This is a genomic window from Alphaproteobacteria bacterium LSUCC0396, assembly GCA_041228345.1.
GTDB lineage: Bacteria > Pseudomonadota > Alphaproteobacteria > Puniceispirillales > Puniceispirillaceae > UBA3439.
In genome coordinates this window covers 372,283-397,933 of record CP166131.1, presented here as the reverse complement: position 1 = coordinate 397,933, position 25,651 = coordinate 372,283, and the positions used below count along the sequence as shown (strand labels likewise).

The 25,651-nt window shown below is 52.0% G+C and carries 26 protein-coding genes and 4 tRNA genes; 24 read left to right on the top strand and 6 right to left on the bottom strand.

All coding sequences use genetic code 11. The annotated features are described in order from the left end of the window. Positions 1-46 precede the first annotated feature (46 nt). Positions 47-748 carry an alpha/beta fold hydrolase gene (locus AB8881_01990; protein ID XDZ63677.1) on the top strand — a complete coding sequence of 234 codons (702 nt, stop codon included), beginning with the start codon at positions 47-49 and terminating at the stop codon, positions 746-748. On the opposite strand, the gene AB8881_01985 is transcribed toward AB8881_01990, so the two are convergent. The 4 genes from AB8881_01985 to AB8881_01970 all read right to left on the bottom strand — a co-directional run bounded on the left by AB8881_01985 (position 745) and on the right by AB8881_01970 (position 5,227). Then, a complete protein-coding gene (locus tag AB8881_01985) occupies positions 745-1,128 on the bottom strand; it encodes a hypothetical protein (GenBank protein XDZ63676.1) in 384 nt (127 codons plus the stop codon). The two genes, AB8881_01990 and AB8881_01985, sit on opposite strands and share 4 nt — an antisense overlap. Before the next feature lie 21 nt (positions 1,129-1,149). Next, on the bottom strand, positions 1,150-3,132 hold the full coding sequence (gene parE, locus AB8881_01980; protein XDZ63675.1) for a DNA topoisomerase IV subunit B: 1,983 nt from the start codon (positions 3,130-3,132) through the stop codon (positions 1,150-1,152). A gap of 250 nt (positions 3,133-3,382) precedes the next feature. Then, positions 3,383-4,792, bottom strand: a complete 1,410-nt coding sequence (gene glnA / locus AB8881_01975; GenBank protein XDZ63674.1) for a type I glutamate--ammonia ligase — start codon at positions 4,790-4,792, stop codon at positions 3,383-3,385. A 96-nt stretch (positions 4,793-4,888) separates the two neighbouring features. Continuing rightward, positions 4,889-5,227 carry a P-II family nitrogen regulator gene (locus AB8881_01970; protein XDZ63673.1) on the bottom strand — a complete coding sequence of 113 codons (339 nt, stop codon included), beginning with the start codon at positions 5,225-5,227 and terminating at the stop codon, positions 4,889-4,891. Between the two features lie 313 nt (positions 5,228-5,540). Between AB8881_01970 and AB8881_01965 the strand changes: the two genes are divergently transcribed. From AB8881_01965 to AB8881_01905, 13 genes are all read left to right on the top strand, one after another. Further along, positions 5,541-6,140, top strand: coding sequence for a peroxidase-related enzyme (locus tag AB8881_01965; GenBank protein ID XDZ64491.1), 600 nt, complete (start codon positions 5,541-5,543; stop codon positions 6,138-6,140). 98 nt (positions 6,141-6,238) lie between these two features. Then, positions 6,239-6,673 (top strand): PaaI family thioesterase, encoded by a 435-nt coding sequence (locus AB8881_01960; GenBank protein ID XDZ63672.1) that lies wholly within the window; start codon positions 6,239-6,241, stop codon positions 6,671-6,673. Between the two features lie 174 nt (positions 6,674-6,847). Continuing rightward, positions 6,848-6,924, top strand: a tRNA-His gene (locus AB8881_01955). A 94-nt stretch (positions 6,925-7,018) separates the two neighbouring features. Beyond that, positions 7,019-7,103, top strand: a tRNA-Leu gene (locus AB8881_01950). Between the two features lie 210 nt (positions 7,104-7,313). After that, positions 7,314-8,759 carry a trigger factor gene (gene tig / locus AB8881_01945; protein XDZ63671.1) on the top strand — a complete coding sequence of 482 codons (1,446 nt, stop codon included), beginning with the start codon at positions 7,314-7,316 and terminating at the stop codon, positions 8,757-8,759. Between the two features lie 400 nt (positions 8,760-9,159). After that, positions 9,160-9,825 carry an ATP-dependent Clp endopeptidase proteolytic subunit ClpP gene (gene clpP / locus AB8881_01940; GenBank protein ID XDZ63670.1) on the top strand — a complete coding sequence of 222 codons (666 nt, stop codon included), beginning with the start codon at positions 9,160-9,162 and terminating at the stop codon, positions 9,823-9,825. A 152-nt stretch (positions 9,826-9,977) separates the two neighbouring features. Continuing rightward, the gene (clpX, locus tag AB8881_01935; protein ID XDZ63669.1) at positions 9,978-11,240 is read left to right on the top strand and encodes an ATP-dependent Clp protease ATP-binding subunit ClpX; all 1,263 of its coding nucleotides are present in this window, start codon (positions 9,978-9,980) and stop codon (positions 11,238-11,240) included. Positions 11,241-11,356: 116 nt separating this feature from the next. Beyond that, positions 11,357-13,771 carry an endopeptidase La gene (lon, locus tag AB8881_01930; protein ID XDZ63668.1) on the top strand — a complete coding sequence of 805 codons (2,415 nt, stop codon included), beginning with the start codon at positions 11,357-11,359 and terminating at the stop codon, positions 13,769-13,771. Between the two features lie 139 nt (positions 13,772-13,910). Continuing rightward, positions 13,911-14,186, top strand: a complete 276-nt coding sequence (locus AB8881_01925; protein ID XDZ63667.1) for an HU family DNA-binding protein — start codon at positions 13,911-13,913, stop codon at positions 14,184-14,186. 88 nt (positions 14,187-14,274) lie between these two features. Continuing rightward, positions 14,275-14,350 (top strand) — tRNA-Val (locus AB8881_01920). Between the two features lie 272 nt (positions 14,351-14,622). After that, a tRNA-Asp gene (locus tag AB8881_01915) sits at positions 14,623-14,699 on the top strand. Between the two features lie 209 nt (positions 14,700-14,908). After that, positions 14,909-16,069, top strand: coding sequence for an MFS transporter (locus AB8881_01910; GenBank protein XDZ63666.1), 1,161 nt, complete (start codon positions 14,909-14,911; stop codon positions 16,067-16,069). 260 nt (positions 16,070-16,329) lie between these two features. After that, positions 16,330-17,202: an MBL fold metallo-hydrolase gene (locus tag AB8881_01905; GenBank protein XDZ63665.1), complete on the top strand. Its 873-nt coding sequence runs from the start codon at positions 16,330-16,332 to the stop codon at positions 17,200-17,202. A gap of 25 nt (positions 17,203-17,227) precedes the next feature. Here the strand turns inward: AB8881_01905 and AB8881_01900 are convergent, their stop codons facing one another. Continuing rightward, positions 17,228-17,920, bottom strand: coding sequence for a class I SAM-dependent methyltransferase (locus tag AB8881_01900; protein ID XDZ63664.1), 693 nt, complete (start codon positions 17,918-17,920; stop codon positions 17,228-17,230). A gap of 134 nt (positions 17,921-18,054) precedes the next feature. On the opposite strand from AB8881_01900, the gene AB8881_01895 reads away from it, so the two are divergent. The 4 genes from AB8881_01895 (at position 18,055) to AB8881_01880 (ending at position 20,181) form a co-directional block, all read left to right on the top strand. Continuing rightward, positions 18,055-18,387 carry an arsenate reductase family protein gene (locus tag AB8881_01895; protein XDZ63663.1) on the top strand — a complete coding sequence of 111 codons (333 nt, stop codon included), beginning with the start codon at positions 18,055-18,057 and terminating at the stop codon, positions 18,385-18,387. A 191-nt stretch (positions 18,388-18,578) separates the two neighbouring features. Next, entirely contained in the window at positions 18,579-18,935 is a 357-nt protein-coding gene (locus AB8881_01890; GenBank protein XDZ63662.1) for a Lin0512 family protein, read from the top strand. Then, positions 18,932-19,288, top strand: coding sequence for a Lin0512 family protein (locus AB8881_01885; GenBank protein ID XDZ63661.1), 357 nt, complete (start codon positions 18,932-18,934; stop codon positions 19,286-19,288). Before AB8881_01890 ends, AB8881_01885 begins: the two co-directional genes overlap by 4 nt. A gap of 26 nt (positions 19,289-19,314) precedes the next feature. Beyond that, positions 19,315-20,181, top strand: coding sequence for a DMT family transporter (locus tag AB8881_01880; GenBank protein XDZ63660.1), 867 nt, complete (start codon positions 19,315-19,317; stop codon positions 20,179-20,181). A gap of 8 nt (positions 20,182-20,189) precedes the next feature. Here AB8881_01880 and AB8881_01875 read toward each other — a convergent pair whose 3' ends face one another. Then, positions 20,190-20,633, bottom strand: coding sequence for a DUF3429 domain-containing protein (locus AB8881_01875; protein XDZ63659.1), 444 nt, complete (start codon positions 20,631-20,633; stop codon positions 20,190-20,192). 263 nt (positions 20,634-20,896) lie between these two features. On the opposite strand from AB8881_01875, the gene AB8881_01870 reads away from it, so the two are divergent. Genes AB8881_01870 through nuoF form a run of 6 tightly spaced genes read left to right on the top strand, consistent with a single transcriptional unit; the run spans position 20,897 to position 25,646 of the window. Next, entirely contained in the window at positions 20,897-21,262 is a 366-nt protein-coding gene (locus AB8881_01870) for an NADH-quinone oxidoreductase subunit A (GenBank protein XDZ63658.1), read from the top strand. Next, positions 21,253-21,801 carry an NADH-quinone oxidoreductase subunit B family protein gene (locus AB8881_01865; GenBank protein XDZ63657.1) on the top strand — a complete coding sequence of 183 codons (549 nt, stop codon included), beginning with the start codon at positions 21,253-21,255 and terminating at the stop codon, positions 21,799-21,801. Before AB8881_01870 ends, AB8881_01865 begins: the two co-directional genes overlap by 10 nt. A gap of 50 nt (positions 21,802-21,851) precedes the next feature. After that, entirely contained in the window at positions 21,852-22,511 is a 660-nt protein-coding gene (locus AB8881_01860) for an NADH-quinone oxidoreductase subunit C (GenBank protein XDZ63656.1), read from the top strand. Positions 22,512-22,529: 18 nt separating this feature from the next. Then, complete coding sequence (locus AB8881_01855; protein XDZ63655.1) at positions 22,530-23,708, top strand: NADH-quinone oxidoreductase subunit D; 1,179 nt, start codon at positions 22,530-22,532, stop codon at positions 23,706-23,708. After that, positions 23,705-24,361 carry an NADH-quinone oxidoreductase subunit NuoE gene (nuoE, locus tag AB8881_01850; protein XDZ63654.1) on the top strand — a complete coding sequence of 219 codons (657 nt, stop codon included), beginning with the start codon at positions 23,705-23,707 and terminating at the stop codon, positions 24,359-24,361. The genes AB8881_01855 and nuoE overlap by 4 nt, the downstream gene beginning before the upstream one ends. Then, a complete protein-coding gene (nuoF, locus tag AB8881_01845; protein ID XDZ63653.1) occupies positions 24,354-25,646 on the top strand; it encodes an NADH-quinone oxidoreductase subunit NuoF in 1,293 nt (430 codons plus the stop codon). The genes nuoE and nuoF overlap by 8 nt, the downstream gene beginning before the upstream one ends. Positions 25,647-25,651 lie beyond the last annotated feature (5 nt).

The following is a 25,651-nucleotide window of genomic DNA, read 5'->3' as shown; positions in this document are numbered from 1 at the left end:
TGCCGCATAGGTCAATCTTTCATTCGCTTACCGCAACGAGCCTGACATGTTACCTTTCACGCCAATTTTTATTCCCGGCCTGCTTTGCACCGAATTATTGTTTGCCAAACAGCGCAATATGCTGCCGGATCCCGGGCTGATTGCGGATACTATGTCCCATGATACGATCCATGATATGGCCAGAGCTGCGCTTGGGCTATGTGATGGGCCGCTTGTGCCTGTTGGCCTTTCAATGGGCGGGTATGTGGCGTTGGAGATGGCACGGCTTGCACCGCAACGCATGGCCGGCATGGCATTGCTAAGCACCAATTGTCAGGATGATAGCGAGGCCAGTAAGGCACAGCGCCAGCACGCGATTGCCCTTGCCCAGCATAAAGGCTTTCAGGGCGTTACCCGCCATCTGATGCCGCGGCTGTTATCACCGGCTGCAATCAGGGATGACGCGCTGGTTGCCGATGTTCTGGCGATGGCGGCCGATATCGGGCGGGTAGGTTTCGTGCAGCAGCAAACCGCCATTATGGGGCGGCGGGCGCAGCATGACACGCTAACCAGCTTTAGCGCGCCGCTTTTGGTGTTATGCGGAACGCTTGATATTCTGACGCCGCCAGCATTGTCGGTTGAGATGGCCGGGCTAGCGGCCGAGGCCGAGTTATGCCTGCTTGACGGGGTCGGGCATCTATCATCAATGGAAGCCCCCGAAGCGGTGGGCAATGCGCTTGAGGCCTTGTTTGAAAGGGCTGTTGTCTAACGCTGTTTGCGCAGTGCCAGATAAAGCGCAACGATCGCAACCAACCCGTAAAGCGTGATTGCTGGTGGCGGGATAGAGGCACCTTTATCGGCAATGATTTTGACCATCGACAGGGTTATCGCGGCAAACCCAATGCCGCAGCCAAAAAGAACACGTTTGGTGATGCGGTCACTTTCATCGCGAACCAAAAAAATCACCAGACCGGCCAAAAAAGACATTGCTGCAAGCCCGCGCCGCATAATCATGCCGACATGAACGGCCTCGTCACTTGCACCCGGAAATATCTGGATCGTCAATGGCGTGGCAAAGCCATAAAACAACAGCCCCTGCAGCACCAAGCCACCGCCAATTATCCGGATTGCAGTCTGCGGACGGATCAAAGCCTTAAACCTTCTACAATGCTAAACATCAAGATTGGCCAGCGCATCTTCGGCGTGATCGCGAATGTAACCAAAGCGTAATTCGGCCTTTTTGCCCATCAATGTATTAACCAGCTGATCGGTGTGACGCCGCAAATCTGCGCCAACAGAGTCGCGCTGGGGCAGTGATACCTGCAAAAGGCGGCGGCTGGCAGGGTTCATCGTTGTTTCTTTCAATTGCGCCGGTGGCATCTCGCCTAGGCCCTTAAAGCGGCTGATTTCGACCTTGCCGCGCCCGTCAAAGGCGGTTTTCAGGCTTTTTTCACGCTGGTCTTCATCAAGCGCGTAAACGGTTTTGCCGCCTTGCGTAAGCCTGTATAGCGGCGGCTGTGCCAGATAAAGACGTCCCGATTCAACAAGCTGCGGCATTTCCCGGTAGAAATAGGTCATTAACAGCGCGGCAATATGCGCCCCATCAACATCGGCGTCGGTCATGATGATGATCCGGCCATAGCGCAAATCATCCAGCTTGAAATCCTTGCCCGGCTTTACCCCAAGCGCAAGCGACAGGTCTGATAATTCCTGATTACCGCTTAGCTTTTCAGTTGACGCACTGGCGACATTGAGGATTTTCCCCCGCAGAGGCAAGACCGCCTGAATTTTCCGGTCACGCGCCTGTTTTGCTGATCCACCCGCCGAGTCACCCTCGACCAGAAATAATTCGGTTAATTCACTGTCGCTTGATGAACAATCGGCCAGTTTCCCGGGCAGCCGTAACCGTCTGGTCGCTGATTTACGGGCGACTTCCTTTTCTTTCTTGCGGCGTTTGCGTTCATCCGCGCGGTCAATGGCCGCCTCAAGCAGGAATGTGGCACGCCCGGCATCTGCTGATAGCCATTGGTCAAACCTGTCACGAACCGCCTGTTCGGTTTGCCGTGTTGCATCATTTGAGACCAGCCGGTCCTTTGTTTGCCCCTGAAACTGTGGATCGCGCAAAAACACTGACAGCATGATGGCACCACCTGCCAGCGCGTCATCGGCGGTAATATCAGCGGCTTTTTTATTGCCGGTCAAATCGCCAAAATTGCGCAGACCACGGACAACCGCCTGACGAAAGCCGGTTTCATGCGTGCCGCCAGATGGCGTTGGCACAGTGTTACAATAGCTATGGAAAAATCCGTCTTCACCGGGACCAAGCCATGTGATCGCCCATTCAAATTTCTGTCCGTCAAGTTCGGCCACCTCGGCAAAAGGCGCCGAAATCATCAGTGCTTTATCAGCTGTTGCATCATTCAGATAATCAGCAAGCCCGCCCGGGTAATGCAGGCTAGCCTCACCGGGAACAGCATCATCATTGCCAAGCAAGGCCGGATCACAGCGCCAGCGGATTTCAACGCCAGCAAAAAGATAGGCCTTGGAACGTGCCATACGGTATAATGTCGCCGGCCGGAATTTTGCGCCAGCGCCAAAAATTTCAGGATCAGGGGTAAAGCTGACCGAGGTACCACGTCGGTTTGGGGCGGTGCCAATTTCAACCAGCGGGCCAAGCGGCTTGCCCCGAGAAAATCGCTGTTGATGCAAGATTTTATCACGCGCAATCTCGACCACCAGATCACTGGACAGCGCGTTCACGACCGAGGCGCCAACACCGTGAAGCCCGCCCGATGTGGCATAGGCTTTGCCAGAAAATTTACCGCCGGCATGCAGCGTTGTCATAATGACTTCCACCGCCGACTGATCAGGAAATTTTGGGTGCTTTCCAGTTGGCATACCGCGGCCGTTATCACGGATGGTCAGACGGTCAGCGCTTTCGAGATGAATATCAATACGGTTTGCATGACCGGCAACCGCTTCATCCATTGAATTGTCCAGAATTTCTGCGGCAAGATGATGCAGCGCACGATCATCGGTGCCGCCAATATACATTCCGGGACGATGGCGAACCGGCTCTAATCCCTCCAACACCTCAATGTTGGATGCATCATAATCATCAGTTTTTGCAGCATTGCCAAAAAGATCAGCCATCAGTTACTCATCGGTTTAAAAGCGGCGCCTGGCAGGATGCGGCGCGCCGTCACTATATCGGCGTAGGATAGCGTCTGTCTACCGTATCTAGCAATGATCTGGTGTGTAAACGCCAATATATTGTGATTGATGCCAATAAATTGTTATTGGTCTGCTGCGATTGGCTGGCGATGGGCGTTGCCGTTAATCGTCGGGCATTAAAAAAGGCGGGGCAACGCCCCGCCTTTTCCTCAGTCTATTGCCCAATCGTTTAATATGAGTAGTACATATCAAATTCCACAGGTGCTGGTGTATGTTCTAGGCGAATGACGTCCTCCATTTTCAAGGCTATGTAGGCATCAATCTGATCATCAGTGAAGACGTTACCTTGAGTGAGATACGATCGATCATCATTTAACGCATCAAGTGCCTCACGAAGGGAGCCGCAAACAGTTGGGATTTGCGACAGTTCCTCTGGTGGAAGGTCATAAAGATCTTTGTCCATTGCGTCGCCAGGATGAATTTTGTTTAGGATACCGTCAAGGCCAGCCATCAGCATGGCTGAGAATGCCAGATATGGGTTCGCTGTCGCATCTGGGAAACGGACTTCAACACGCTTGCCGTTCGGTGAATTCACATGAGGTATACGGCATGATGCTGACCGGTTTCGTGATGAGTAGGCCAGTAGAACGGGGGCCTCATAACCCGGGATTAACCGCTTATAGCTATTGGTTGAAGGGTTGGTGAACGCATTCAGCGACTTGGCATGCTTGATGATGCCACCGATATAAAAAAGGGCATTCTCGGACAGATCCGCGTATTGATTGCCGGCAAATAGCGGTTTACCATCAGCCCAGATAGATTGATGGACATGCATGCCTGATCCGTTATCGCCGGAAATTGGCTTTGGCATAAATGTCGCACTGACGCCGTACGCGTGAGCTACTTGTTGCACTGCATATTTGTAAAGTTGCATGTTATCGGCGGTTTCTAAAAGCGTGCCAAACTTCATGCCTAGCTCGTGCTGAGATGGCGCAACCTCATGGTGATGCTTTTCAACGGGCACACCCATGTCGGCCATTACTGATAGCATCTCAGACCGGATGTCCTGTCCTGAGTCAATTGGTGGCACAGGAAAATAACCACCTTTTACGCCGGGGCGGTGACCAAGATTCCCTTCGTCATACTTACGAGCACTGTTATATGGGCCCTCAACGCTGTCGACCGAGTAAAGGCCACGATTCATTGACACGTCGATTTTGACATCTTCGAAAATGAAGAACTCCGCTTCAGGGCCAAAGAATGCTGTGTCTCCAATACCAGTAGTTTCCAGGTACGTCAAAGCTGCTTTAGCAGTTCCTCTGGGGTCACGGTCATAAGCCTCACCACTTGATGGCTCCAAAACGTCACAGAAAAGAGCCAATGTCGGTTGAGCGAAGAATGGGTCCACGTAGGCGCGGTATAGATCAGGCATCAAAGTCATGTCTGACTCGTTGATGGCTTTCCAGCCGGCGATAGATGAGCCGTCAAACATAAAGCCTTCGTTCAACGCATCTTCATCGATGGTGTCGATGTGCTGCGTGACATGCTGCATTTTTCCGCGCGGGTCAGTGAAGCGCAAGTCGACATACGTGATATCGTGCTCTTTAATCATTTCAAGGATTTTTTTTGCGTCAGACATGGTTAAGTATCCTTCCGTTTTGTCTATGCAGTTACGTAATCAAAGAAGTCATGGTCTGGTTGAGTTTGGCCACTCAATTCATGGGCCTACGGTTGGTTAAACTGCGTCTTTACCCCTTTCACCAGTGCGAATGCGAATTGCTTCATCAATCGTCGAGATGAAGATTTTTCCGTCGCCAATCCGACCTGTTTGTGCCGCGTTCTGGATTGCCTCAACCACTCTGTCAGTCATAGCATCATCAATCACAACTTCGATTTTTACTTTTGGCAGGAAATCGACAACATATTCAGCACCGCGGTAAAGCTCGGTATGGCCCTTTTGCCGGCCAAATCCCTTGGCTTCAAGAACGGTGATGCCCTGAATGCCAACTTCGTGGAGTGCTTCTTTCACTTCATCCAATTTGAACGGTTTGATAATCGCTTCAATCTTTTTCATAACCTGTCACTTTTCTGTTTGGGCTTATCAATGGAGGGCGAAGCGCTCAATTGCTTCGCTTGCGGTACGACAAGCCGGCCGACCTGCGGCTACATGAAAGATGACGCCTTATTGAGGTTTGCCGCGCAAGGTGGCAAGTGGCGCTGGCGGCCCACCTGTGGCTCCGGCGCATATTTTGACAAATCTGCACTTCGTGTAAGCATAATGCCTAAAAATTAGGCATAGTTGCCGTCGGGAAAAGACAAAGATATGGTAACCGTAAATGAATGAGCGATCGGCCCTATCGGTAGGCGCCTTATCAAACGAGGACAATATGACATTAGATGCGATCAGCCGTTTTCCAGTGCCGGATCTGGCAGATTTACCGGCCGATCTTCAACAATTATTTCATGATGTCTCGGAAAAGGCGGGATTTGTTCCAAACGTGTTTTGGGTATTGGCGCACCGGCCCGATGAATTGCGCGCGTTTTGGGCCTATCATGAGGCGCTGATGCGGCGTGCATCCGGCCTTACTAAGGGTGAACGCGAGATGATTGTCGTGGCGACCTCGGCAGAAAATAATTGTCTTTATTGTGTGGTGGCGCATGGTGCAATTCTGCGAATCTATGAAAAATCGGCAGTAATTGCCGACGAAATTGCAACGAACTATAAAAAAGCCAATATCACTGATCGGCAAAAGGCCATGCTGGATTTTGCCATTAAGACGTGCAACCGGTCACAAGATATCGATGAAGATGATTTCACCATGCTTTACCAGCATGGGTTCAGCGATGATGATATTTGGGATATTGCCGCGATTACCGGCTTGTTTGCCCTGTCAAACCGCATGGCTAGCCTGACCTCGATGCGCCCTAACGCCGAATTTTTTGCCCTTGGCCGTGATTTCCCAATAGCAGAGCCAAATGCCGGATAAGCACCATTACCGGAAAAGCACCACTGCCGGAAAAGCACTACTAAATGACCCAAAACTGAGCAAACCGATGCGCCAACCCCAGCGAGATGAGCCAAACAATGATAGGCATGCATAAAGACCAGCGCATCAATGCGCTGAACCGTTCGGGCGGGTTTAACCGGGTGAATGGTATCATGATCCTAGAGTGGCAAGATGGCATGGCGTCGTTACGGGTTGATCTTAGCGCCGATCATCTAAACCCGCTTGGGCTGGTGCATGGCGGGCTTTATGCCAGTATGCTTGATGTGGCATTGGCGATGTGCGGCAGCTTTCGGCCCGAGCCAGATGGTCTGTATCCGGGGCTGACGCTGTCTTTGACAACGCAATATGTGTCGGCGTTGCGGCTGGATGATGGGTTTGCAACGGCAAGGGCGCGGCGTACTGGTGCTGGCCGATCGCTGTTTTTCGCCGAGGGCGAGATTGTCGCGCCGGATGAACGGCTGGTTGCGAGTGCGACCGGTGTGTTCAAGCCCGGACGGCCACCAACTGCCTGATCTGTGATGCGGGTTGGCTTGCCACGCGTGACGAAACCGCGCGAAAGCCGTTTATTTTCGCCGAAAAAAGAGCTGTAAAACCCCCTTGCATGCTGACAAGGCTTGGATTATGTTCGCGTCCAGTTTCGGGTCGGCAGTTCCTCATTAGACGGGAGTTCGGCCGCGTTGCTGATGGCGGGTGTAGCTCAGTTGGTTAGAGCGCCAGTTTGTGGCACTGGAGGTCGCCGGTTCAAAACCGGTCACTCGCCCCATTTCTCCTGACAATTGATGGGGAAAACTGGGGTCTCTGGCCGCGCTTTGGTGCGGAAAAAGGGACGCCGAGCATAGTGAAGCAGATGACGAAGTGCGGGCGTGGCGGAATTGGTAGACGCGCTGGTTTTAGGTACCAGTGGCGAAAGTCGTGGGGGTTCGAGTCCCTCCGCCCGCACCATCTGACGGAACCGAATGTTCAGCCGCATGTGCGGTAAACGGTCAAGGGCTGGGCGGCATCACCTGCAGCCCCGAAAAAAATTAGTGAGATCGGTCACGGCAATTGGTTTGCTGATGTTAATGCTGGTCTGTAAAAACCGATATGGCCGTGCTGCCATATCACGAAACGGCCGGAAACCCGGTCATGGCAAGATAAAGGATAGATGGTTCGATGAATGTTTCTGAGACCAAATCAGAAGGCCTGTTGCGTGAATATCAAATCATAATCACTGCAGCCGAGATTGACGCCGAAGTTTCCAAAAAGCTGGAAGAGATCGCGACAACGGTGAAAATGCCGGGGTTCCGCCCGGGTAAAGTGCCGATGTCAGTTGTCAAATCACGGTTTAGCGACCAGGTTCGTGGCGATGCCATCAAGGCAGCGCTGGATGAGGCCGCACGACAGGCAGTAGAAGGCAATGATCTTCGTCTTGCCAGCCAGCCGCAGCTGGACATCAAATTATATGATGAGGGCAAAGACCTTGAGGCGTCACTTGCGTGTGAGGTAATGCCAGCGATCGCGATGCCGGACCTTGGTAAATTGAGCATCGACAAGCCCAAGATCGACAGCGACCCAAAAGAGGTTGAAGAGACATTGGCACGGATCGCCGATGAAAATCGTCCAACTGCCCCGATTTCAAAGGCGCGTGCCGCCAAATTGGGCGATGTAGCGATTATCGATTTCATTGGCCGCATCGATGGCGAAGCCTTTGAGGGCGGTTCGGCTGAGGGTCACTCGCTTGAACTTGGCTCAAACAGCTTTATCCCGGGCTTTGAAGACGGGTTGGTTGGCGCGAAGCCGGGTACAACAATTGATGTTCCCGTGACATTCCCCGAGGAGTATCAAGCACCTCATCTGGCCGGTAAATTGGCTGTTTTTGAGGTCAAGATCAACGAACTTCAGGAAAAAGCCGATGCCAGCATTGACGATGCGTTGGCGACACGTCTTGGCTTTGAAAACCTTGATGGTTTGAAAAACGCGATTGCCGAGCAGATAAACGGCCAGCACCAAACGGCGCTCCGTCAATTGGTGAAGAAGAACGTTCTTGATGCGCTGGCTGAAGGTGAAGCCTTTGAGGTGCCGCCATCACTGTTTAAGCAGGAATATGAGTCAGTTGCGCGGGCGATGAACCCGAAGGCTGCCGATCACGACCATGATCACGACCACGACCACGACCATGATCACGACCATGAGCATGATCATCCGGCCGCTGATGAAGGCATGGATGACGACGCCAAGGCAGAGGCTGAAACCGTTGCCATCCGTCGTGTGCGTCTTGGCCTGCTGGTGACCGAGATTGGCCGTGAAAACAACATCGAAGTCACCGAAGAAGATACACGCCGCGCCGTTTTTGAAGAAGCGCGCCGCTTCCCGGGGCAAGAACAGATGGTTTTGGAATATTTCCAAAAAAATCCACAGGCAATGCAGCAAATCGCTGGCCCTATCTTTGAAGATAAAGTCATTGATTTTGTTTTGGAAATGGCCAAGGTGACCGAGGTCACAATCGACGCTGAAACGCTCTATAAAGAGCCGGAAGAGGCGGCAGCGACGAAAAAGCCAGCAGCCAAAAAAGCCGCGGCGAAAAAGCCAGCAGCTAAGAAAGCCGCTGCAAAGAAGTAACCGCCAAAGACGTTAAACCCGAAGACGTTAGCAACCAAAACGTTAGGTCTTAAAACGTCAGGTCTTAAAAAATAAGGGCTGCCAGATTTGGCGGCCCTTTTTGGTCTGATGCTGCTATGCCGCGATTGATTAATGATTTGCGGGGCAATTGGATAGCACTGAAGGCTAGCCGGACGGCAAGCAGGCTGGCTTTATCGCTTAAAAATCTTGAAATCGGCCGCGGTTTATTGAGGTTTTGCTTGAACCGCTTTTGCCGATGCCCATATATTAGATGCAAGGCGATCTGCGGCGGCGTAACGCCGTGGCGGGGGCTTGGTGGCACCGGGTTGATGTGACTGCGTTGTAAAAAGAAAAACGGGCTGCAAATTGCGGTCTTGCAAGATGTCCTAGGAGACAGTGAATGAGCCAAAGTATCGGAAATTTTCCCTTCAGCGTGCAAGACCGTATTAGCGACCCGGTGCAGGCCAATCTTGTGCCGATGGTGGTTGAACAAACCAATCGCGGGGAGCGTGCTTATGATATTTTCTCGCGCCTGTTAAAAGAACGGATTATTTTCCTGAACGGCCCGATTGACGATGGTGTCGCCTCACTGGTTTGCTCGCAATTGCTGTTTTTGGAATCGGAAAATCCAACCAAGGATATTTCGATGTATATTAATTCGCCCGGCGGCATTGTAACGTCTGGTTTGGCGATTTACGACACAATGGAATATATCCGGCCGGAGGTGTCGACTGTATGTATGGGGCAGGCCGCATCCATGGGATCATTGTTGCTGACCGCTGGCGCGGCCGGCAAGCGCTTCAGCCTACCCAATGCGCGTATCATGACTCACCAGCCATCTGGCGGGTTTCAGGGACAGGCAACAGATATCGAAATTCATGCCAAGGAAATCCTTGATTTGCGCCAACGTTTGAACGGGATTTATGAAAAACATTCCGGCAAGACAATCAAGCAAATTGAAAAAATTATGGATCGTGACACCTTCATGACTGCCGAAGATGCAAAGAATTTTGGGCTTATTGACCAGGTAGTCGAAAAGCGGCCAGCACCGAAATCAGATAGCTAAGCCATCGACGCTGATGCTTGCAGCGGCGTTGTTTTAGGCTTTGGCACAGAATTTGTTTGTAACTAATCATGGTCGCGCTCTAGACTGGGGCCGCAATCATTTCACTGGCTGGCGGTAATGCTGGCCAAAAGATCAAGCGCAGGAGCCGTAAAATGGCAAAAAAAGATGATGCTGAAAAAGGAACCTTGTTCTGTTCTTTTTGCGGAAAGAGCCAGCATGAGGTGCGCAAACTGATTGCTGGCCCGACTGTATTCATCTGCGATGAATGCGTTGAGCTGTGCATGGACATCATCCGCGAAGAGCACAAGACACAATTGTCAAAAAGCCATGATGGCGTGCCAACCCCGTCTGATATCAAAAATGTTTTGGATGAATATGTAATCGGTCAGGCACGCGCAAAGCGGGTGCTGGCAGTGGCCGTTCACAACCATTACAAGCGTCTGGCAAATGATGGCCGCACTGGTGATGTCGAGATTTCAAAATCAAATATCCTGCTTGTCGGCCCAACCGGTTGTGGCAAGACGCTGTTGGCTCAGACCATGGCGCGGATGCTTGATGTGCCCTTTACTATGGCCGATGCCACCACATTGACCGAGGCCGGTTATGTGGGCGAGGACGTGGAAAATATCATTCTAAAGCTGCTGCAGGCTGCCGATTATAATGTCGAGCGTGCGCAGCGCGGCATTGTCTATATTGACGAGGTTGACAAGATTTCGCGCAAATCAGACAACCCGTCAATCACCCGCGACGTGTCGGGCGAAGGTGTGCAGCAGGCCTTGTTGAAGATTATGGAAGGGACTGTCGCGTCAGTGCCGCCGCAAGGGGGGCGCAAGCACCCGCAACAAGAGTTTTTGCAGGTCGATACGACCAATATCCTGTTTATTTGCGGGGGGGCCTTTGCCGGTCTTGATAAGTTGATTGCAGGTCGCCATACCGGCGCAGGCATTGGCTTTGGTGCTGATGTGCGCGATCCTGATGACCGCAAAATCGGTGAGCTTCTTGCCGATCTTGAGCCTGAAGATTTGATTAAATTTGGCCTGATCCCTGAATTTGTCGGGCGTCTGCCGGTGGTGGCAACGCTGGAGGATCTTGATGAGGACGCACTGATTCAAATTTTGACCGAGCCAAAAAATGCACTTTTGAAACAATATCAAAAGCTGTTTGAAATGGATGATGTCCGCCTTGAATTCCGTGAAGATGCCCTAAAAGCCGTCGCCACTAAGGCGATTGAGCGCAAGACGGGTGCGCGCGGATTACGCTCCATCATGGAAAACATCCTTATGGAGCCTATGTTTGATATCCCCACAACAGGGGATATTGAAGAGGTGGTGATCAATGCTGATGTTGTCGATAACGGCGCCGCACCATTGGTTGTTCATGCAAAACGCCCGCAAGGTGCAGAACAGGGCGCCTAATTGCCCTGTTTGTTTGTGTGTTCGGGTGGTTGAAAGCCGGTCACACAAGCCCCATATCTGCTAGTGGCAGCGTATCGCGCGGCCTATCCAGTTTATATAATTAAAGGTAAGTTCCAATGACTGAATTGTCTGTAACTGCGCTTCCCGTTCTTCCGCTTCGTGACATTGTGGTATTTCCACATATGATCGTGCCTCTGTTTGTCGGTCGTGAAAAATCGATCAAGGCGCTTGAGGCTGTTATGGCTGAGGACAAGCAGATTATTCTGGCGACCCAGACTGAGGCCGGTATTGAAGATCCTGACGCTGATGGTCTTTATACAACTGGCACGCTTGGAACAATCTTGCAGCTGTTGAAACTGCCGGACGGGGCCGTCAAGGTGCTGGTCGAAGGCGGTGAGCGTTTGCACATGCGCCGTGACACATTGACCGATGATAAAGGCTATCTGTTTGTCGAGGCAGAACTGGTTGAGCAAACTGGTGATCGCGGCGCTGATACGGCTGCGCTTGGCCGTGCGACAGTCCAGCAGTTTGAACAATATATTAGGCTGAACAAGAAAATCGCCACCGAGGTGTTGAGTGCGGTAGAGCAGGTTGAAGACGCTGATAAAATTGCCGATATGATCGCCTCACATCTGGCGGTAAAAATCCCGGAAAAACAGGATTTGCTTGAGACACTTGACGTGCATGACCGTCTGGAAAAGATTTTTGGCGTCATGGAAGGCGAAATTGGTGCGCTTCAGGTTGAAAAGCGGGTGCGTAACCGGGTCAAGCGGCAGATGGAAAAGACCCAGCGCGAATATTACTTAAATGAACAGATGAAGGCCATCCAGAAAGAGCTTGGTGAGGGCGAGGATGGCATGAATGAGCTGGACGAGATCGAGGCGCAAATTACCGCGCTGAAATTGCCCAAGCCGGCTCGTGAGAAGGCGAATGCCGAGCTGAAGAAATTGCGCAACATGGGGCCGATGAGTGCCGAGGCCACCGTTGTTCGCAACTATCTTGACTGGATTGTCGCGCTGCCGTGGAAAAAAGCCAGCCGCCTGAAAAAAGATATTATTGCCGCGCGCGCCGTGCTTGATGCAGATCATTACGGTTTGGAAAAGGTAAAAGACCGGATTGTCGAATTCTTGGCTGTGCAGCAGCGCACCAAGGCAATGCGGGGGCCAATCTTATGTCTTGTTGGGCCGCCAGGTGTCGGTAAAACCTCGCTCGGAAAATCAATCGCCAAGGCAACTGGCCGGCAATATGTGCGCATGGCGCTTGGCGGTGTTCGCGATGAGGCGGAAATCCGTGGGCATCGTCGTACCTATATCGGATCAATGCCCGGCAAGGTTTTGCAGGGCATGAAAAAAGCTGGCATGAACAATCCGCTATTCCTGCTTGATGAGGTTGACAAGCTGGGTGCTGACTGGCGCGGTGATCCGACATCGGCCCTTCTTGAAGTGCTTGATCCAGCGCAAAACAATGCGTTTCAAGATCATTATATGGAAGTCGATTTTGACCTTTCGAACGTGATGTTTGTGACCACAGCAAACACGCTAAATATGCCACAGCCGCTGATGGACCGGATGGAAATCATCCGCCTGTCAGGCTACACCGAAGATGAAAAGCTGGAAATTGCCAAGCGTCACCTGATGAAAAAGCAATTTGATGATCATGGGTTGAAAGCTGGTGAGATTGCCATCACTGATGATGCCGTCCGTGCGATTATCCGGCTCTATACGCGTGAAGCCGGGGTGCGTAATCTTGAGCGCGAAATTGCCAAAATTGCCCGCAAGACGGTAACGGCGATTGTTGCCGGTGAAAAAACCTCAGTCGAGGTGACGCCAGACAATCTGGAAGATTATCTTGGCGTAAGCCGGTTCCGTTTTGGCGAAATGGAGGATCATGACCAGATTGGTGTGACGACAGGGCTTGCCTGGACTGAAGTCGGCGGCGAATTGCTGAATATTGAGGCGGTGAAGGTGCCGGGCAAGGGCAAGGCCAGTGCCACAGGCAAGCTGGGCGACGTGATGAAGGAATCGATTCAGGCAGCTGAATTCTTTATCAAGTCACGCGCGCAAACCTATGGGATTGATCTTGCTGATCTGGCCAAGCATGACGTCCATGTCCATGTGCCAGAGGGGGCAACGCCAAAAGACGGACCGTCTGCCGGTGTGGCGATGGCAACATCAATTATCTCGGCCATTACCGGCATTGCAGTGCGCCGTGATGTGGCGATGACTGGCGAGATCACGCTTCGTGGTCGCGTTTTGCCAATTGGCGGGCTGAAAGAAAAACTATTAGCGGCACAACGTGGCGGATTGAAAACGGTATTAATCCCGAAAGAAAACGAAAAAGACCTTGCCGAGATCCCAGATAATATCAAGGGTGCGCTTAAGATCGTGCCGGTGGCCATGGTTGATCAGGCATTATCGGTTGCACTGGTGCGTGAACCGATTCCAGCAGCACTTGAAACCGCTGTTGGTGATGATGCTACGGTTGCAGTTGGCGAAAAGAGTGAAAGTAAAACTGATATTGTCGCGCATTAATGCTTTTATATTATGCTGAAACTTAAACAGCCATTTTTTGGCCGTTTTTCCGAGAAAATCCTTTGCCCGATGTCTGAATTCAGTGTAGGTTTTGACTAAGATTTAGTTTGTAAACGAAACCTATATACAGGGGGTTCCCATGAATAAGAATGATCTCGTTTCTGCGGTGGCTGATGCAGCCGGCATCACGAAAGCTGACGCTGGCCGCGCCGTCGATGGCGTTTTTGACAGCATCGCAGGTGCATTAAAGGCAGGCGGCGATGTCCGCATCGTTGGCTTTGGCACATTCTCAGTTGCGCATCGTGCAGCGACAACTGGCCGGAACCCAAGAACTGGCGAAACCATTCAGATCAAAGCATCAAAGCAGCCTAAGTTCAAAGCTGGTGCTCCTCTGAAAGACGCCGTAAATAGCTAAATTTTAGACTTTCCTTTTTAACGCCGGCCCGATATAAGGGTCGGCGTTATCTATGCCATTGGCGTGACCAATGGTACCGGAATGTTAAGGGTGGTTAGCTCAGCTGGGAGAGCAACTCGTTTACACCGAGTAGGTCGGGGGTTCGAACCCCTCACCACCCACCATTCCCGTTTTAGTGCCCCATGAAAAATAATGACGATCTAGACGCCCTTTTGATGGGGTCTGATGGCTTGCGCGATTGGCGTGTGATGGATTGCGTCATTGGCGTGTCTTTTATTTGATTCCCGTGTTTCACGTTACTGATAAAGATATAACTCGGCGCTATGGCGCACTGGCATCGTTGTTTTTTTTATTTCTTGCCTGTTGAAACGCATTTTTGGGGTTGTCCGATAAAAAATCCATGCTACAAACGCTCCACAACAAGCCCTTGTTTCAAGGGGGTGTAGCTCAGTTGGTTAGAGCGCCGGCCTGTCACGCCGGAGGCCGCGGGTTCGAGTCCCGTCACTCCCGCCATTATCTTCCAAAATAATTAGACATTCACCGCCTAGCCGTCTTAGCTAGGCTGTTACTGCACGATCCGTTATGGGATATTTCGTCACGGGGATGATCTGGGGCGCGGTCGCATCACCTGCGCGCCAGTTTTTTGGCTGTAAATATAAATCTTTTGAAGCCAGTAAAATGGATATCCATCTTGCCTTCAACCGATTTGGAGAGGCTTAATTGTGAGCCGTAACATCACATTAATGGTCTTTTACCTTGCCGTTTTTTTACAGGCCGGCGCATATGGGTTGACATTTATGCTGCCCCGGCTGTTCGAAGGGCTGGGCTCGGATGAAAAGGCGGTCGGCACAATGCTGATGTTTACCGTTCTTTCGACGCTGTTCAGCGTTTATTATTGCGGACATCTCTCAGATGCTTTCGGCAGGGTGAAAATGCTCGCCATTGGGTGTCTGGCGATCGCGCTTGCTTTGGCTTTTTATGGCAATGCGACAGCGGTTGGCAGTTTGATTTTAGCCGCCAGTCTGCTGCTTGGGTTCGGCTGGGGCACGGCCTATGCGCTTTGCCCTATTGTGCTAACCGAACTTGTAGCGGATGAATTTAGGGTGCGTTTTTTCACATTGCTCTCGATCGCTGTTATGGCTGGTTTTGGACTTTCGCCAGTCCTTGCCGCGCTGTTAGAGGCGGCGGGGCAGACGGTGGCTGCGGCTTTCTTGGTGACGTCGGCACTTTGTGTGCTGTCTGCGATCATGTTTTTCTTCCTCGCGAAACCGGTCAAAAATCACGCAATAAGCACCAATTCAGCCGAACAGTCCAAGATTACGCTAGCGTCAATAAGGGCTATTTGGCGTTCGCCCGCATGGCGGCCGGTCACAATGGTTTTTATAGGTGCTAGCGTTTTTGCGGGTGTCAGCAATTTTCAGACGGTTTACGCCGATGAACGTGGGCTTAATTACGCCGATTATTTCCTCATTTACACGGCAACGGTGGTGATATTCAGACTGGTACTGGCGCGCTTTAACGGCGGGAATAATCCGTATTTCACAATTGCCTTCCTGCAATATGTGATGTGTGGAAGCGTTGTTTTATTCTGCCTGATTTCTGGTGATCGGTATCTTTACTGGCTGTTTGCTGTGCTTTTTGGCATCGGCTATGGCGTGTCTTATCCGATTTTGGTGGCTATGACGGCGCGGGACGCATCGCGCGAACTAGTCGCCCAAACATTACAGCTTTTCGCCTTTACTTATTTTGCCGGTATATTTGGGTTTCCGTTGGTTGCAGGTTGGATGATCGTGGGTTTTGGATCAATCAGCCTGTTATTGCTTGTGGCAGGGATGGCAGCGGTTGAAGCAAGCATGGCACTTGCGCGCGCCCGTGCTAGGTAGGGTGAAGCACGCTTGCCAATGATGCCCCGATGGCCCAGCCCGCCGCGACTTTATAACCGCTGGATAATAACGGGTAAATCTTTGGGCATCTTGGGTGTTTTTTTAGCGTTTGTTCTTTAGTGATTTTCTGGCATCGTTCTTGGACATCGTTCTTGGGCATCATTCTCATGGGGGGCATGCCCGATCGTCATAGAGAGCCCGATCGTAATGAAGAGATCATGGTGATGGGCGCGGGTACTATGGGGCAGATATAAAAGATCATGGCACGGCTGGTTCTACTTGGCACAAAGGGCGGCCCATCGCTTCGCGCCCCGGGCGCATCTTTCTTGCCAACATCATCACATCTTTCGATCGCAGGCCGGTCGATCATTATTGACTGCGGCCTTGGCGTCACGGCCGGCATGGTCAGGGCTGGCTATCCGCTGACCGGCCTTACTGACGTCTTTATCACGCATTATCATTCTGATCATGTTCTGGAATTTGGCGGCTTGCTTCATACGGCGTGGACAGCCGGACTTGACCATCAGGTCTCGGTTCATGGGCCGCCTGGTCTTGAGCTGATCTGGCAGCGGTTTTGCGAAATGATGGAATTCGATATCGCGATCCGTATCAAGGACGAGGGCAGGCCGCCACTTAAATCGCTGGTTCAGGTGAATATTTATGATGCGAAAACGCCGGATCTGGTAAAGATTGTTGACGATGGCGGGTTTTGCGTCTCGGCGATGCGGAACGACCATCCGCCGATTGATGATTCCTATGCGCTTCGCTTTGATGCGGCGGGAAAATCGGTCACATTTTCCGGTGATACGCGCTATCTACCGGCGTTGGCCAATTTTGCCAGAAACAGCGATGTTCTGGTGCATGAGGCGATGCTGGCAAAAGGCATAGACTATGTTGTAGCGAAAACAAAAACCGGGGATGACCGTCTGAAACAGCATCTTTTTGCGGCGCATAGCCTAGCTGAGGATGCGGGACGAACCGCCCGTGCAGCCAATGTTGGGCATCTGGTGCTGCATCATCTTATCCCGCCCGAGCGCGACATTTGCAGCGATGCCGATTGGCAGGCCGAAACTAGCCGCGGTTTTGACGGGCGCTGCTCGGTCGGTTGTGACGGCATGGTAATTGATTTTTAGCCCTAAAGATTTGGCCTCCAAAGAGTCAGCTAGCCCGCGTGATCACAAAGCTGACATCACCGGACACATATTTGGTTGATTGGGCGTGCGTAGGGCCAAGCTGTTGCTCGGCACGGCGGATAAAGGCGGCGCGGTTGGCATAAAATATTTGCTGGGTAATTTTTGTCTGTGGCGCAACGAGTAAGTTCAGCACAAGCGCATAACGAGCCTTCTTCATGCAGCGTTCGAGGCTGTCAAAGATGTAATCCATCCATAGCGCTGGATCATCACAATGGGTCAGGTTAAACGTGCCCGAAAATATTGCAAAATCAACCGTGGTTTGCGGCGCATTTCCACATTTGAACAAGGCTTGCTCGGATGGGTGTTTTTGCTTGCATGCATTTACCATCGCGGCATTGATATCGACGCCGCAATAGATTGTTTGCGCATAGGCCGGTTTGGTTTTGATGAAATCAAGCATTGCCCCATAGCCACAGCCGATATCGGCGATTGTGACCGGTTTTTGCGGTGCAAGTTGATGTACCAGCGATAACAACGCATCAAACCGCGCAATTTGGCTGGTTTCCGACCGCCAGAAAACGCCTTGAGCGCTCGCACCGCGATCGGCCAGCCTGTTGCGATAGGCGCGGTTTATCTGGCGCTCATAACTGGTATAAAGAAATCGGCGAAGCAGCTTTGTCTCCTGACAGCAATCAAACGGGTTTATTTGGCAGATCAATTTGGCAGATTAATTTGCGCGTTTCAGTTTGCTGTTGCAAGGTCTAGTGTTCGGATTGGCAATCTGGTTGGAAATCGGATTGGCAGCATCAAAGCCAATTGTTAAGCTGGCTGTAATTAAGGGAGGCGGGTTTTTTGAAACTATATGGGCTGAAGAATTGTGATAGCTGCAAAAAGGCGCTAAAGGCGTTGCAAGCTGCGGGTAAAAGCGTTGAATTTATTGATCTGCGGGCAAATCCAGTTACCAGTGCTCAGCTTGGAAACTGGCTTGATCAGCATGGTGATGATGTGGTGGTGAACCGCAAATCAACGACATGGCGCGGCCTTGATGACGCGGCGCGCCAGCACCCTGCGCTGGCTTTGTTACAGGCTCATCCAACCCTGATTAAGCGGCCGGTTATCGTAACGGATAGTGCCAGTTTTATTGGCTGGACAGCTGATGTTAGGGCGGCGTTAGGGCTTGATTGATCATGCCCCCATGCTTCTTTGGTTGGTTTTACCAAAACAACCGATTATACATCATATTAATGGCCTAACGGGTGACGAGGGATGCGGCCCGCAAGGGTTTTTGGCGGCATGGTAATGCGGGTAATGACTGCAAATCGTGCCGGATACCAATTATCGGGCTGGTGTTTTTTAGATTAGGAAAGTTTTCATTCATGGCAAAGAAACGGATGGTGATGGAGCTTGGCATGGGCAGTTCGCTCCGACAGCAGGATTACACACGCGCCGCCTGCCGCGCGCTTGAAAACGCGTTATGGCATAATTCATTATCGATAGCCGATGCGTTTGGTCTTGATCGTTCAGCGATGATTATCGAGGTGGAAATTGGCGTACAAAAGCCTGATGCCGTCGATACCGACAAGGTTGCGGCGCTGCTGCCTTATGGGCAGGCATCGGTTCGTGCTGTTCATGGCGGCCTTGATGTGCCAAAGCCGGATGGTGGGGCAACGGTAATCGCAAATGCGGCAGTTGTTGTCTATCTTGATCTTGAGCCAGCAGGAGCTGCGTCATGAAACGAATTATTCTGGAAATGGGCACTGGCAATGATCTTTATGGCGAGGATTATACCAAGGCGGCGTGCCGCGCCGTTGATGATGCGCTGCATCACAGCTCGCTGATTCTGTTTCGCTCGCTGGGCTATGACCATGCTGATATGGAAGTGCGGGTCACCATTGCGGTACAGGAGCCATCCAAGGTTGATGCGGCGATTGTCGCGGGTAAGCTGCCTCGTGGCAACGCCATTGTCACGGTGGTTAAAGGCGGGCTAGATGTCGTTGACGATGTGCATAATACACGATCCGTTATCGCCACAGCGGCGGTTGAAGCCTGTCTTGATATTAATCCAGATGACTGGGTGGCTGCCTAGTTCAAGCCGGCTGGTTAGGGGGCATTATGACACCATTTGACCTGCTGCTCTATGCTGGCGTGGTGTTTGGCTGGTCGACAAGCTGGTTACCGCTGAAATGGCATTTGGGTGTAGTCGCGCCTGAAATATCACTGTTTTGGCGATTTTTGATGGCGGCGCCGATGATGTTTCTGCTGGCCTATATTTCGGGTCAGCCAACATGGTTTCACTGGCGTTTGCACTGGCGGTTTGCCGCGCTTGGTCTGTTTATCTTTTCCGGCAATTTCACCCTGTTCTACCATGCGGCCAATGGTGTGGCGTCGGGCTTGCTGGCAGTGGTTTTTTCGACCGCTTCGCTGGTAAATGTACTGATGACGGCGGCTCTTGGCCGGCAGCGCCCGCCAGCTTTGCATTTGCTGGCAGCCGTTGTCGGCATTAGCGGTGTTGCGCTACTTTATTGGCCGGAATTAAGGGTTTCAGACGCCGCGTTGCCCAGCCTTGTTTTATGTCTGATTGGCACGTTATTTTTTTGCAGTGGCAATATGGTCTCGGCAGATAGCCAGCGCCAAGCCATTCCGGTTTTTGCGTCAGCCGCATGGGGCATGGTTTATGGCGCCGGTTATCTTGGGCTCGGATCACTCATCACAGGCAATGAATTCATGATCGAGCAAACCCCGCTCTATATCGGCTCATTACTCTGGTTGACGATTGTCTCGTCGGTGCTGACCTTTAGCTGTTATCTCGTTCTGATCGGCAGGATCGGCGCTAGCCGGGCTGGCTATGCCACCGTCATATTTCCAGTTTTTGCTTTGCTTCTATCGACAATTTTTGAGAATTATCAATGGGGTGTGCTTGGGGTGATCGGGCTTGGGCTTGTGGTCAGTGGTAATCTGATCATGATCCGCGCACGCTAGGCAGTTTTTCAGGCCAGCAACATTGCCGCAAGACTGATCACCGCACCGGCTGTTAATAGCGTGCGAAGCCGCATATACCAGTCTGGGATTAACCCGCGGATGGCGGCCTGATGATCAACCGACCAAGCCAGCCCAAAAAGCGGGATTAGCGCGAATATTCGGTAATTTACATCAAAGATCAGCAAGCTGGCAAAACCCAATAAAGCCGGCGTAACCGACCAGACATACCAATAGGGGCTGCGATTATCCTGCATTGTCAGCCCCCAATGCACCGCGCCAAGAAAGCTGAGAATTATCGCGCCATACGCCGTACCGCCGATAAAGCCATAAAGCACCAGCGCATCAACGCCGCTATGCGTGCCCAATGCCGCCAGCCCAAACGGAACGAGCCCCCCCCAGCCAAGCAGGGCTGCCATGTCGGGAATCTGATTTGATGAGGATGGGCTTTGCATCGGGTTAATCCTTATTTCGTAGTCGCGCTAGAGGTTTTATTGCAGCTTAGGCAATGATCAATGCCGGACGCAACCTTCTGTCGTGACCGCCCCTAAAAACAGCCGCCACACCAGCCATTGCGGTAGGCCGATATGGCGATGTCGGGCAATTACCAGAAATTTGGCTTTTATCCGATATTTTTCTGCTTTGCGACTTGCAATTAGAGCGGCGCTGAATTATTCCCAAAGGGGTAAGTCCCAAGCCCTAAACCTAGGAGCCCCTATTGGATTTGTTTCTTGGTGAATATCTGCCGATCGCAGTCTTTTTTGCCATTGCAATCGGCCTATCCGTTGCCTTTGTTTTGACTGCTTTTGTGTTCGGAAATCAGCGCCCTGACAGCGAAAAAATGACCGCCTATGAATGCGGTTTTGATGCCTTTGATGATTCCCGGCGTCAATTCGATGTTCGGTTTTACCTTGTTGCGATTCTGTTTATTATCTTCGACCTTGAGGTGGCATTTCTGTTCCCATGGGCGGTCGCGCTTGGCGGTATCGGATTGTTTGGTTTCTGGTCAATGATGCTGTTTCTGGCTGTCCTGACTATCGGGTTTATCTATGAATGGAAAAAGGGAGCGTTGGAATGGGAGTGATGGATCCATCATTGGCATCGCCAATACCGCCGGGCGCTGATCAAGACGCTATCCTTCGCGCCGTTGGTGATGAAATCACCAACCGTGGCTTTGTGATTGCCAAGGCGGACAAACTGTTCAACTGGGCGCGGTCTGGCTCATTATGGCCGATGACTTTTGGTCTTGCTTGCTGCGCCGTTGAGATGATGCATTCAGCCGCAAGCCGGTACGATATGGACCGGTATGGGATGTTGTTCCGGCCAAGCCCGCGCCAGTCGGATGTGATGATTGTGGCTGGTACGCTGACCAATAAAATGGCACCAGCATTGCGCCGTGTGTATGATCAGATGCCAGAGCCGCGTTGGGTGCTGTCGATGGGATCATGCGCCAATGGCGGCGGTTATTACCATTATTCCTATGCCGTGGTTCGTGGCTGTGACCGGATTGTTCCGGTTGATGTTTATGTGCCTGGTTGCCCGCCAACTGCGGAAGCATTGATATACGGCCTATTGCAACTACAGAAAAAGATTCGTCGCACCGCAACAATTGCACGCAGTTAGGCCAGTTTTCCGTAACGTTTTATGTTAGCTAGCCTTGAAAGGGCGCTGCAATGAATGACAATGACCTAATTGATAATGTTGGCGATACCAGCGAGCCGCCGCTTCAGCTTATGGCAGATCACCTTCGTGATATCGGGCAGGGGCTGCCGCTGTCATCTGAGGTCGTCCATGGTGAGATTGAAGTGCAGGTGAACGCCGCGGATGTGGCGCAATTGCTGATGCTGCTGCGCGATGATCGGCAGGCCGCCTTTACCCAATTGATCGACCTGACTGCAGTTGATTACCCCGAGCGTAAAGACAGGTTTGATGTCGTTTATCAGATGCTGTCGATGGAAAATAACATGCGGTTGCGCGTTGTCGCGGTGGTCGCCGAAGGGCAAACCGTGCCGTCGGTTACCGCCGTGTTTATGGCCGCAAACTGGGCCGAGCGTGAAGTCTGGGATATGTTCGGCATATTCTTTGCTGGCCATCCTGATCTGCGCCGGTTACTCACCGATTACGGTTTTGAAGGCCATCCATTGCGCAAAGATTTCCCGCTAACCGGTCATGTTGAGGTGCGGTATGATGATGCACAGCGCCGTGTGATCAACGAGCCGGTTCATTTGGTGCAGGAATTCCGCGATTTTGATTTCCTTAGCCCGTGGGAAGGGATGCATAGCGAGCTTGGCGGCAAGCCAGCCGCATCTGACCCTGACAAAACGGCGAAATAGGGGGTTAGAGGTACCATCATGGCAGAGATGCAAATCAAACCGATAACGATGAATTTTGGCCCGCAGCATCCGGCGGCGCACGGGGTTTTACGGCTTGTCCTTGAGATGGATGGCGAGGTGATTGAACGCGCCGATCCGCATATCGGGTTGCTGCATCGCGGCACTGAAAAGCTGATTGAGCATAAAACCTATCTGCAGGCTTTGCCTTATTTCGACCGGCTTGATTACGTATCGCCGATGAACCAAGAACACGCGTGGGCGTTGTCGGTTGAAAAGGCGCTTGGCATCACGGTGCCGCGCCGGGCTCAATATATCCGGGTTCTCTACTGCGAGATCGGCCGTATCTTGAACCATTTATTGAACCTGACAACCTTTGCCATTGATGTCGGGGCGATGACGCCGCTTTTGTGGGGTTTTGAAGAGCGCGAACATCTGATGGGATTTTATGAGCGTGCTTGCGGGGCGCGTCTTCACGCTGCCTATTTCCGCCCCGGTGGGGTGCATCAGGATCTGCCTGATGATTTGCTGCGCGACATCAATAATTGGGCGAAAACATTTCCCGCCTTTATTCAGGATATGGAAACCCTGCTAAGCGAGAACCGTATCTTTAAACAGCGTACCGTTGATATCGGGGTGATTTCCGAGGAAGACGCATTATCGCTTGGCATGACCGGCCCGTGTCTGCGTGGATCAGGGGTTGCATGGGATTTACGTAAAACCCAGCCTTATGACGCCTATGATGACATGGATTTTGATATCCCGGTTGGCAAAACCGGTGATTGCTATGCGCGTTATCTGGTCAGGATTGAAGAAATGCGCCAGTCGCTGCGAATTATCGAGCAGGCGATTGCAGGGATGCCTGATGGGCCGGTTATGGCACCAGATCATAAGGTGACTCCGCCGCATCGCGGTGAGATGAAGAATTCGATGGAGGCGCTGATCCATCATTTCAAGCTTTATACCGAGGGTTTTCATGTGCCCGAGGGAGAGAGCTATACCGCTGTCGAAGCGCCAAAGGGTGAATTTGGTGTTTATTTGGTGTCGGATGGCACGAACAAGCCTTACCGGTGCAAAATTCGCGCCCCGGGATTCTATTTCATGGCGGCAGTAGATCATTTGTCGCGCGGTCATATGCTGGCCGACTCAGTGGCGATTATTGGATCGCTTGATATTGTTTTTGGTGAGATTGACCGATGAGTATTGAAGCCCGTATTGCCAGTGATCAGCCTGACAGCTTTGCCTTTTCCAAGGAAAATGAAGCAGAGATCAAGCGGATTGTGGCAAAATACCCAAAAGGGCGTCAGGCGAGTGCGGTGATGCCGCTTCTTGATCTGGCGCAGCGCCAGCATGATAACTGGATCCCGATGAAGGCGATTGAGCTAATCGCTAAAAAGCTGGATATGGCCGAAATTCGTGTTCTCGAGGTTGCGACCTTTTACACGATGTTCAATCTAAAGCCTGTTGGGAAATATTTCCTGCAAGCCTGTACCACCACCCCTTGTTGGCTGCGTGGTTCGGATGAGATGATGCGCGCGATCAAGGATCGCTATCAAATTTCATCGGGCGAGACATCTCGGTGCGGAAAATTCTCGTTGCTTGAGGTTGAATGTCTTGGCGCGTGTGTAAATGCGCCTATTCTGCAAGTGAACGATGATTTTTACGAAGATCTGGACTATCAGTCGACCAGTGCGCTTCTCGACTCGCTTGAGGCTGATGCGCCATTACCGGTTGGGTCGGTTCTCGGTCGGTCTGGATCTGAGGCAACAACCGGCGCAACAACGCTGGCGGCAGCAAAGCCAAAATCAGCGGCGTCGGGCGCAACAAAAAAGCGGAGCCAAGCCAATGCTTAATGATGCAGACCGTATTTTCACCAATATCTATGGCTGGGGTGATGCCGGGCTTAAGGGCGCAAAGGCGCGCGGCGACTGGGACAAGACCGCCGCAATATTGGCGCTTGGGCATGATGAAATTGTCGAACGGATGAAGGCTTCTGGCCTGCGTGGACGTGGTGGTGCTGGCTTTCCAACCGGCCTGAAATGGTCATTTATGCCAAAAGAGGTTAAGGATCGGCCACATTATCTGGTGGTCAATGCCGACGAGTCCGAACCTGGCACGTGTAAAGACCGCGATATTATCCGTCATGAGCCTCATAAATTGCTTGAGGGCTGTGTTATTGCCGGTTTCGCGATGCGCGCCCATGCGGCTTATATTTACATACGCGGCGAATTTGTGAATGAAGCGCGCCGTCTTCAGGCCGCGATTGACGAGGCGTATGATGCGGGTCTGCTTGGCAAGGATGCAGCAAAATCAGGCTGGGCCTTTGATATTTACCTGCATCGCGGGGCGGGGGCTTATATCTGCGGTGAAGAAACCGCATTGCTTGAGTCGCTGGAAGGTCGCAAAGGCCAGCCGCGCCTAAAGCCGCCATTTCCCGCTGGTGTTGGTCTTTACGGCTGCCCAACCACAGTCAATAACGTCGAATCTATTGCTGTTGCGCCGACAATCTTGCGCCGGGGGGCCGACTGGTTCGCCGGTCTTGGCAAGGAAAATAACACCGGCACCAAGCTTTTCTGTATTTCCGGTCATGTGAATAACCCTTGCAATGTTGAAGAAGAAATGGGCATTCCGCTTCGTGAATTGCTCGAAAAGCACGCTGGCGGGGTTCGCGGTGGCTGGGATAATTTGCTGGCGGTTATTCCGGGCGGATCATCAACGCCGCTGATGCCAAAAGATGTCTGTGCCGACATGACGATGGATTTTGACGCCCTTCGCAATGCTGGAACTGGCCTTGGCACTGCCGGCATTATCGTGATGGATAAAAGCACTGATGTCGTCAAGGCGATCTCGCGGCTATCATATTTTTACAAGCATGAATCCTGCGGACAATGCACGCCGTGCCGTGAAGGTACTGGCTGGATGTGGCGGATGATGGAACGGCTTGTTCGTGGTGAGGCGGAAAGCCATGAGATTGACACGCTTGAGCAGGTAACACGCCAGATTGAGGGTCATACAATCTGTGCGCTTGGTGATGCTGCGGCATGGCCAATTCAGGGGCTTATCAAACATTTCCGGCCCGAAATCGAACGACGGATTGCGGCGCGCCATGCGGTTGACGCTGTGAATGCGGCAGAATAGGAAAC

Excerpts from the sequence above, each read along its gene's own strand:
- AB8881_01925 (XDZ63667.1), top strand. The coding sequence starts at position 13,911 with ATGAATAAGAATGATCTCGTTTCTGCGGTGGCTGATGCAGCCGGCATC.
- AB8881_01990 (XDZ63677.1), top strand. The coding sequence starts at position 47 with ATGTTACCTTTCACGCCAATTTTTATTCCCGGCCTGCTTTGCACCGAA.
- AB8881_01905 (XDZ63665.1), top strand. The coding sequence starts at position 16,330 with ATGGCACGGCTGGTTCTACTTGGCACAAAGGGCGGCCCATCGCTTCGC.
- AB8881_01970 (XDZ63673.1), bottom strand. The coding sequence starts at position 5,227 with ATGAAAAAGATTGAAGCGATTATCAAACCGTTCAAATTGGATGAAGTG.
- tig (XDZ63671.1), top strand. The coding sequence starts at position 7,314 with ATGAATGTTTCTGAGACCAAATCAGAAGGCCTGTTGCGTGAATATCAA.
- AB8881_01875 (XDZ63659.1), bottom strand. The coding sequence starts at position 20,633 with ATGCAAAGCCCATCCTCATCAAATCAGATTCCCGACATGGCAGCCCTG.
- AB8881_01860 (XDZ63656.1), top strand. The coding sequence starts at position 21,852 with ATGAATGACAATGACCTAATTGATAATGTTGGCGATACCAGCGAGCCG.
- AB8881_01855 (XDZ63655.1), top strand. The coding sequence starts at position 22,530 with ATGGCAGAGATGCAAATCAAACCGATAACGATGAATTTTGGCCCGCAG.
- parE (XDZ63675.1), bottom strand. The coding sequence starts at position 3,132 with ATGGCTGATCTTTTTGGCAATGCTGCAAAAACTGATGATTATGATGCA.
- clpP (XDZ63670.1), top strand. The coding sequence starts at position 9,160 with ATGAGCCAAAGTATCGGAAATTTTCCCTTCAGCGTGCAAGACCGTATT.
- glnA (XDZ63674.1), bottom strand. The coding sequence starts at position 4,792 with ATGTCTGACGCAAAAAAAATCCTTGAAATGATTAAAGAGCACGATATC.
- AB8881_01865 (XDZ63657.1), top strand. The coding sequence starts at position 21,253 with ATGGGAGTGATGGATCCATCATTGGCATCGCCAATACCGCCGGGCGCT.
- nuoF (XDZ63653.1), top strand. The coding sequence starts at position 24,354 with ATGCTTAATGATGCAGACCGTATTTTCACCAATATCTATGGCTGGGGT.
- AB8881_01880 (XDZ63660.1), top strand. The coding sequence starts at position 19,315 with ATGACACCATTTGACCTGCTGCTCTATGCTGGCGTGGTGTTTGGCTGG.
- AB8881_01965 (XDZ64491.1), top strand. The coding sequence starts at position 5,541 with ATGACATTAGATGCGATCAGCCGTTTTCCAGTGCCGGATCTGGCAGAT.
- nuoE (XDZ63654.1), top strand. The coding sequence starts at position 23,705 with ATGAGTATTGAAGCCCGTATTGCCAGTGATCAGCCTGACAGCTTTGCC.
- lon (XDZ63668.1), top strand. The coding sequence starts at position 11,357 with ATGACTGAATTGTCTGTAACTGCGCTTCCCGTTCTTCCGCTTCGTGAC.
- AB8881_01960 (XDZ63672.1), top strand. The coding sequence starts at position 6,239 with ATGATAGGCATGCATAAAGACCAGCGCATCAATGCGCTGAACCGTTCG.
- clpX (XDZ63669.1), top strand. The coding sequence starts at position 9,978 with ATGGCAAAAAAAGATGATGCTGAAAAAGGAACCTTGTTCTGTTCTTTT.
- AB8881_01890 (XDZ63662.1), top strand. The coding sequence starts at position 18,579 with ATGGCAAAGAAACGGATGGTGATGGAGCTTGGCATGGGCAGTTCGCTC.
- AB8881_01885 (XDZ63661.1), top strand. The coding sequence starts at position 18,932 with ATGAAACGAATTATTCTGGAAATGGGCACTGGCAATGATCTTTATGGC.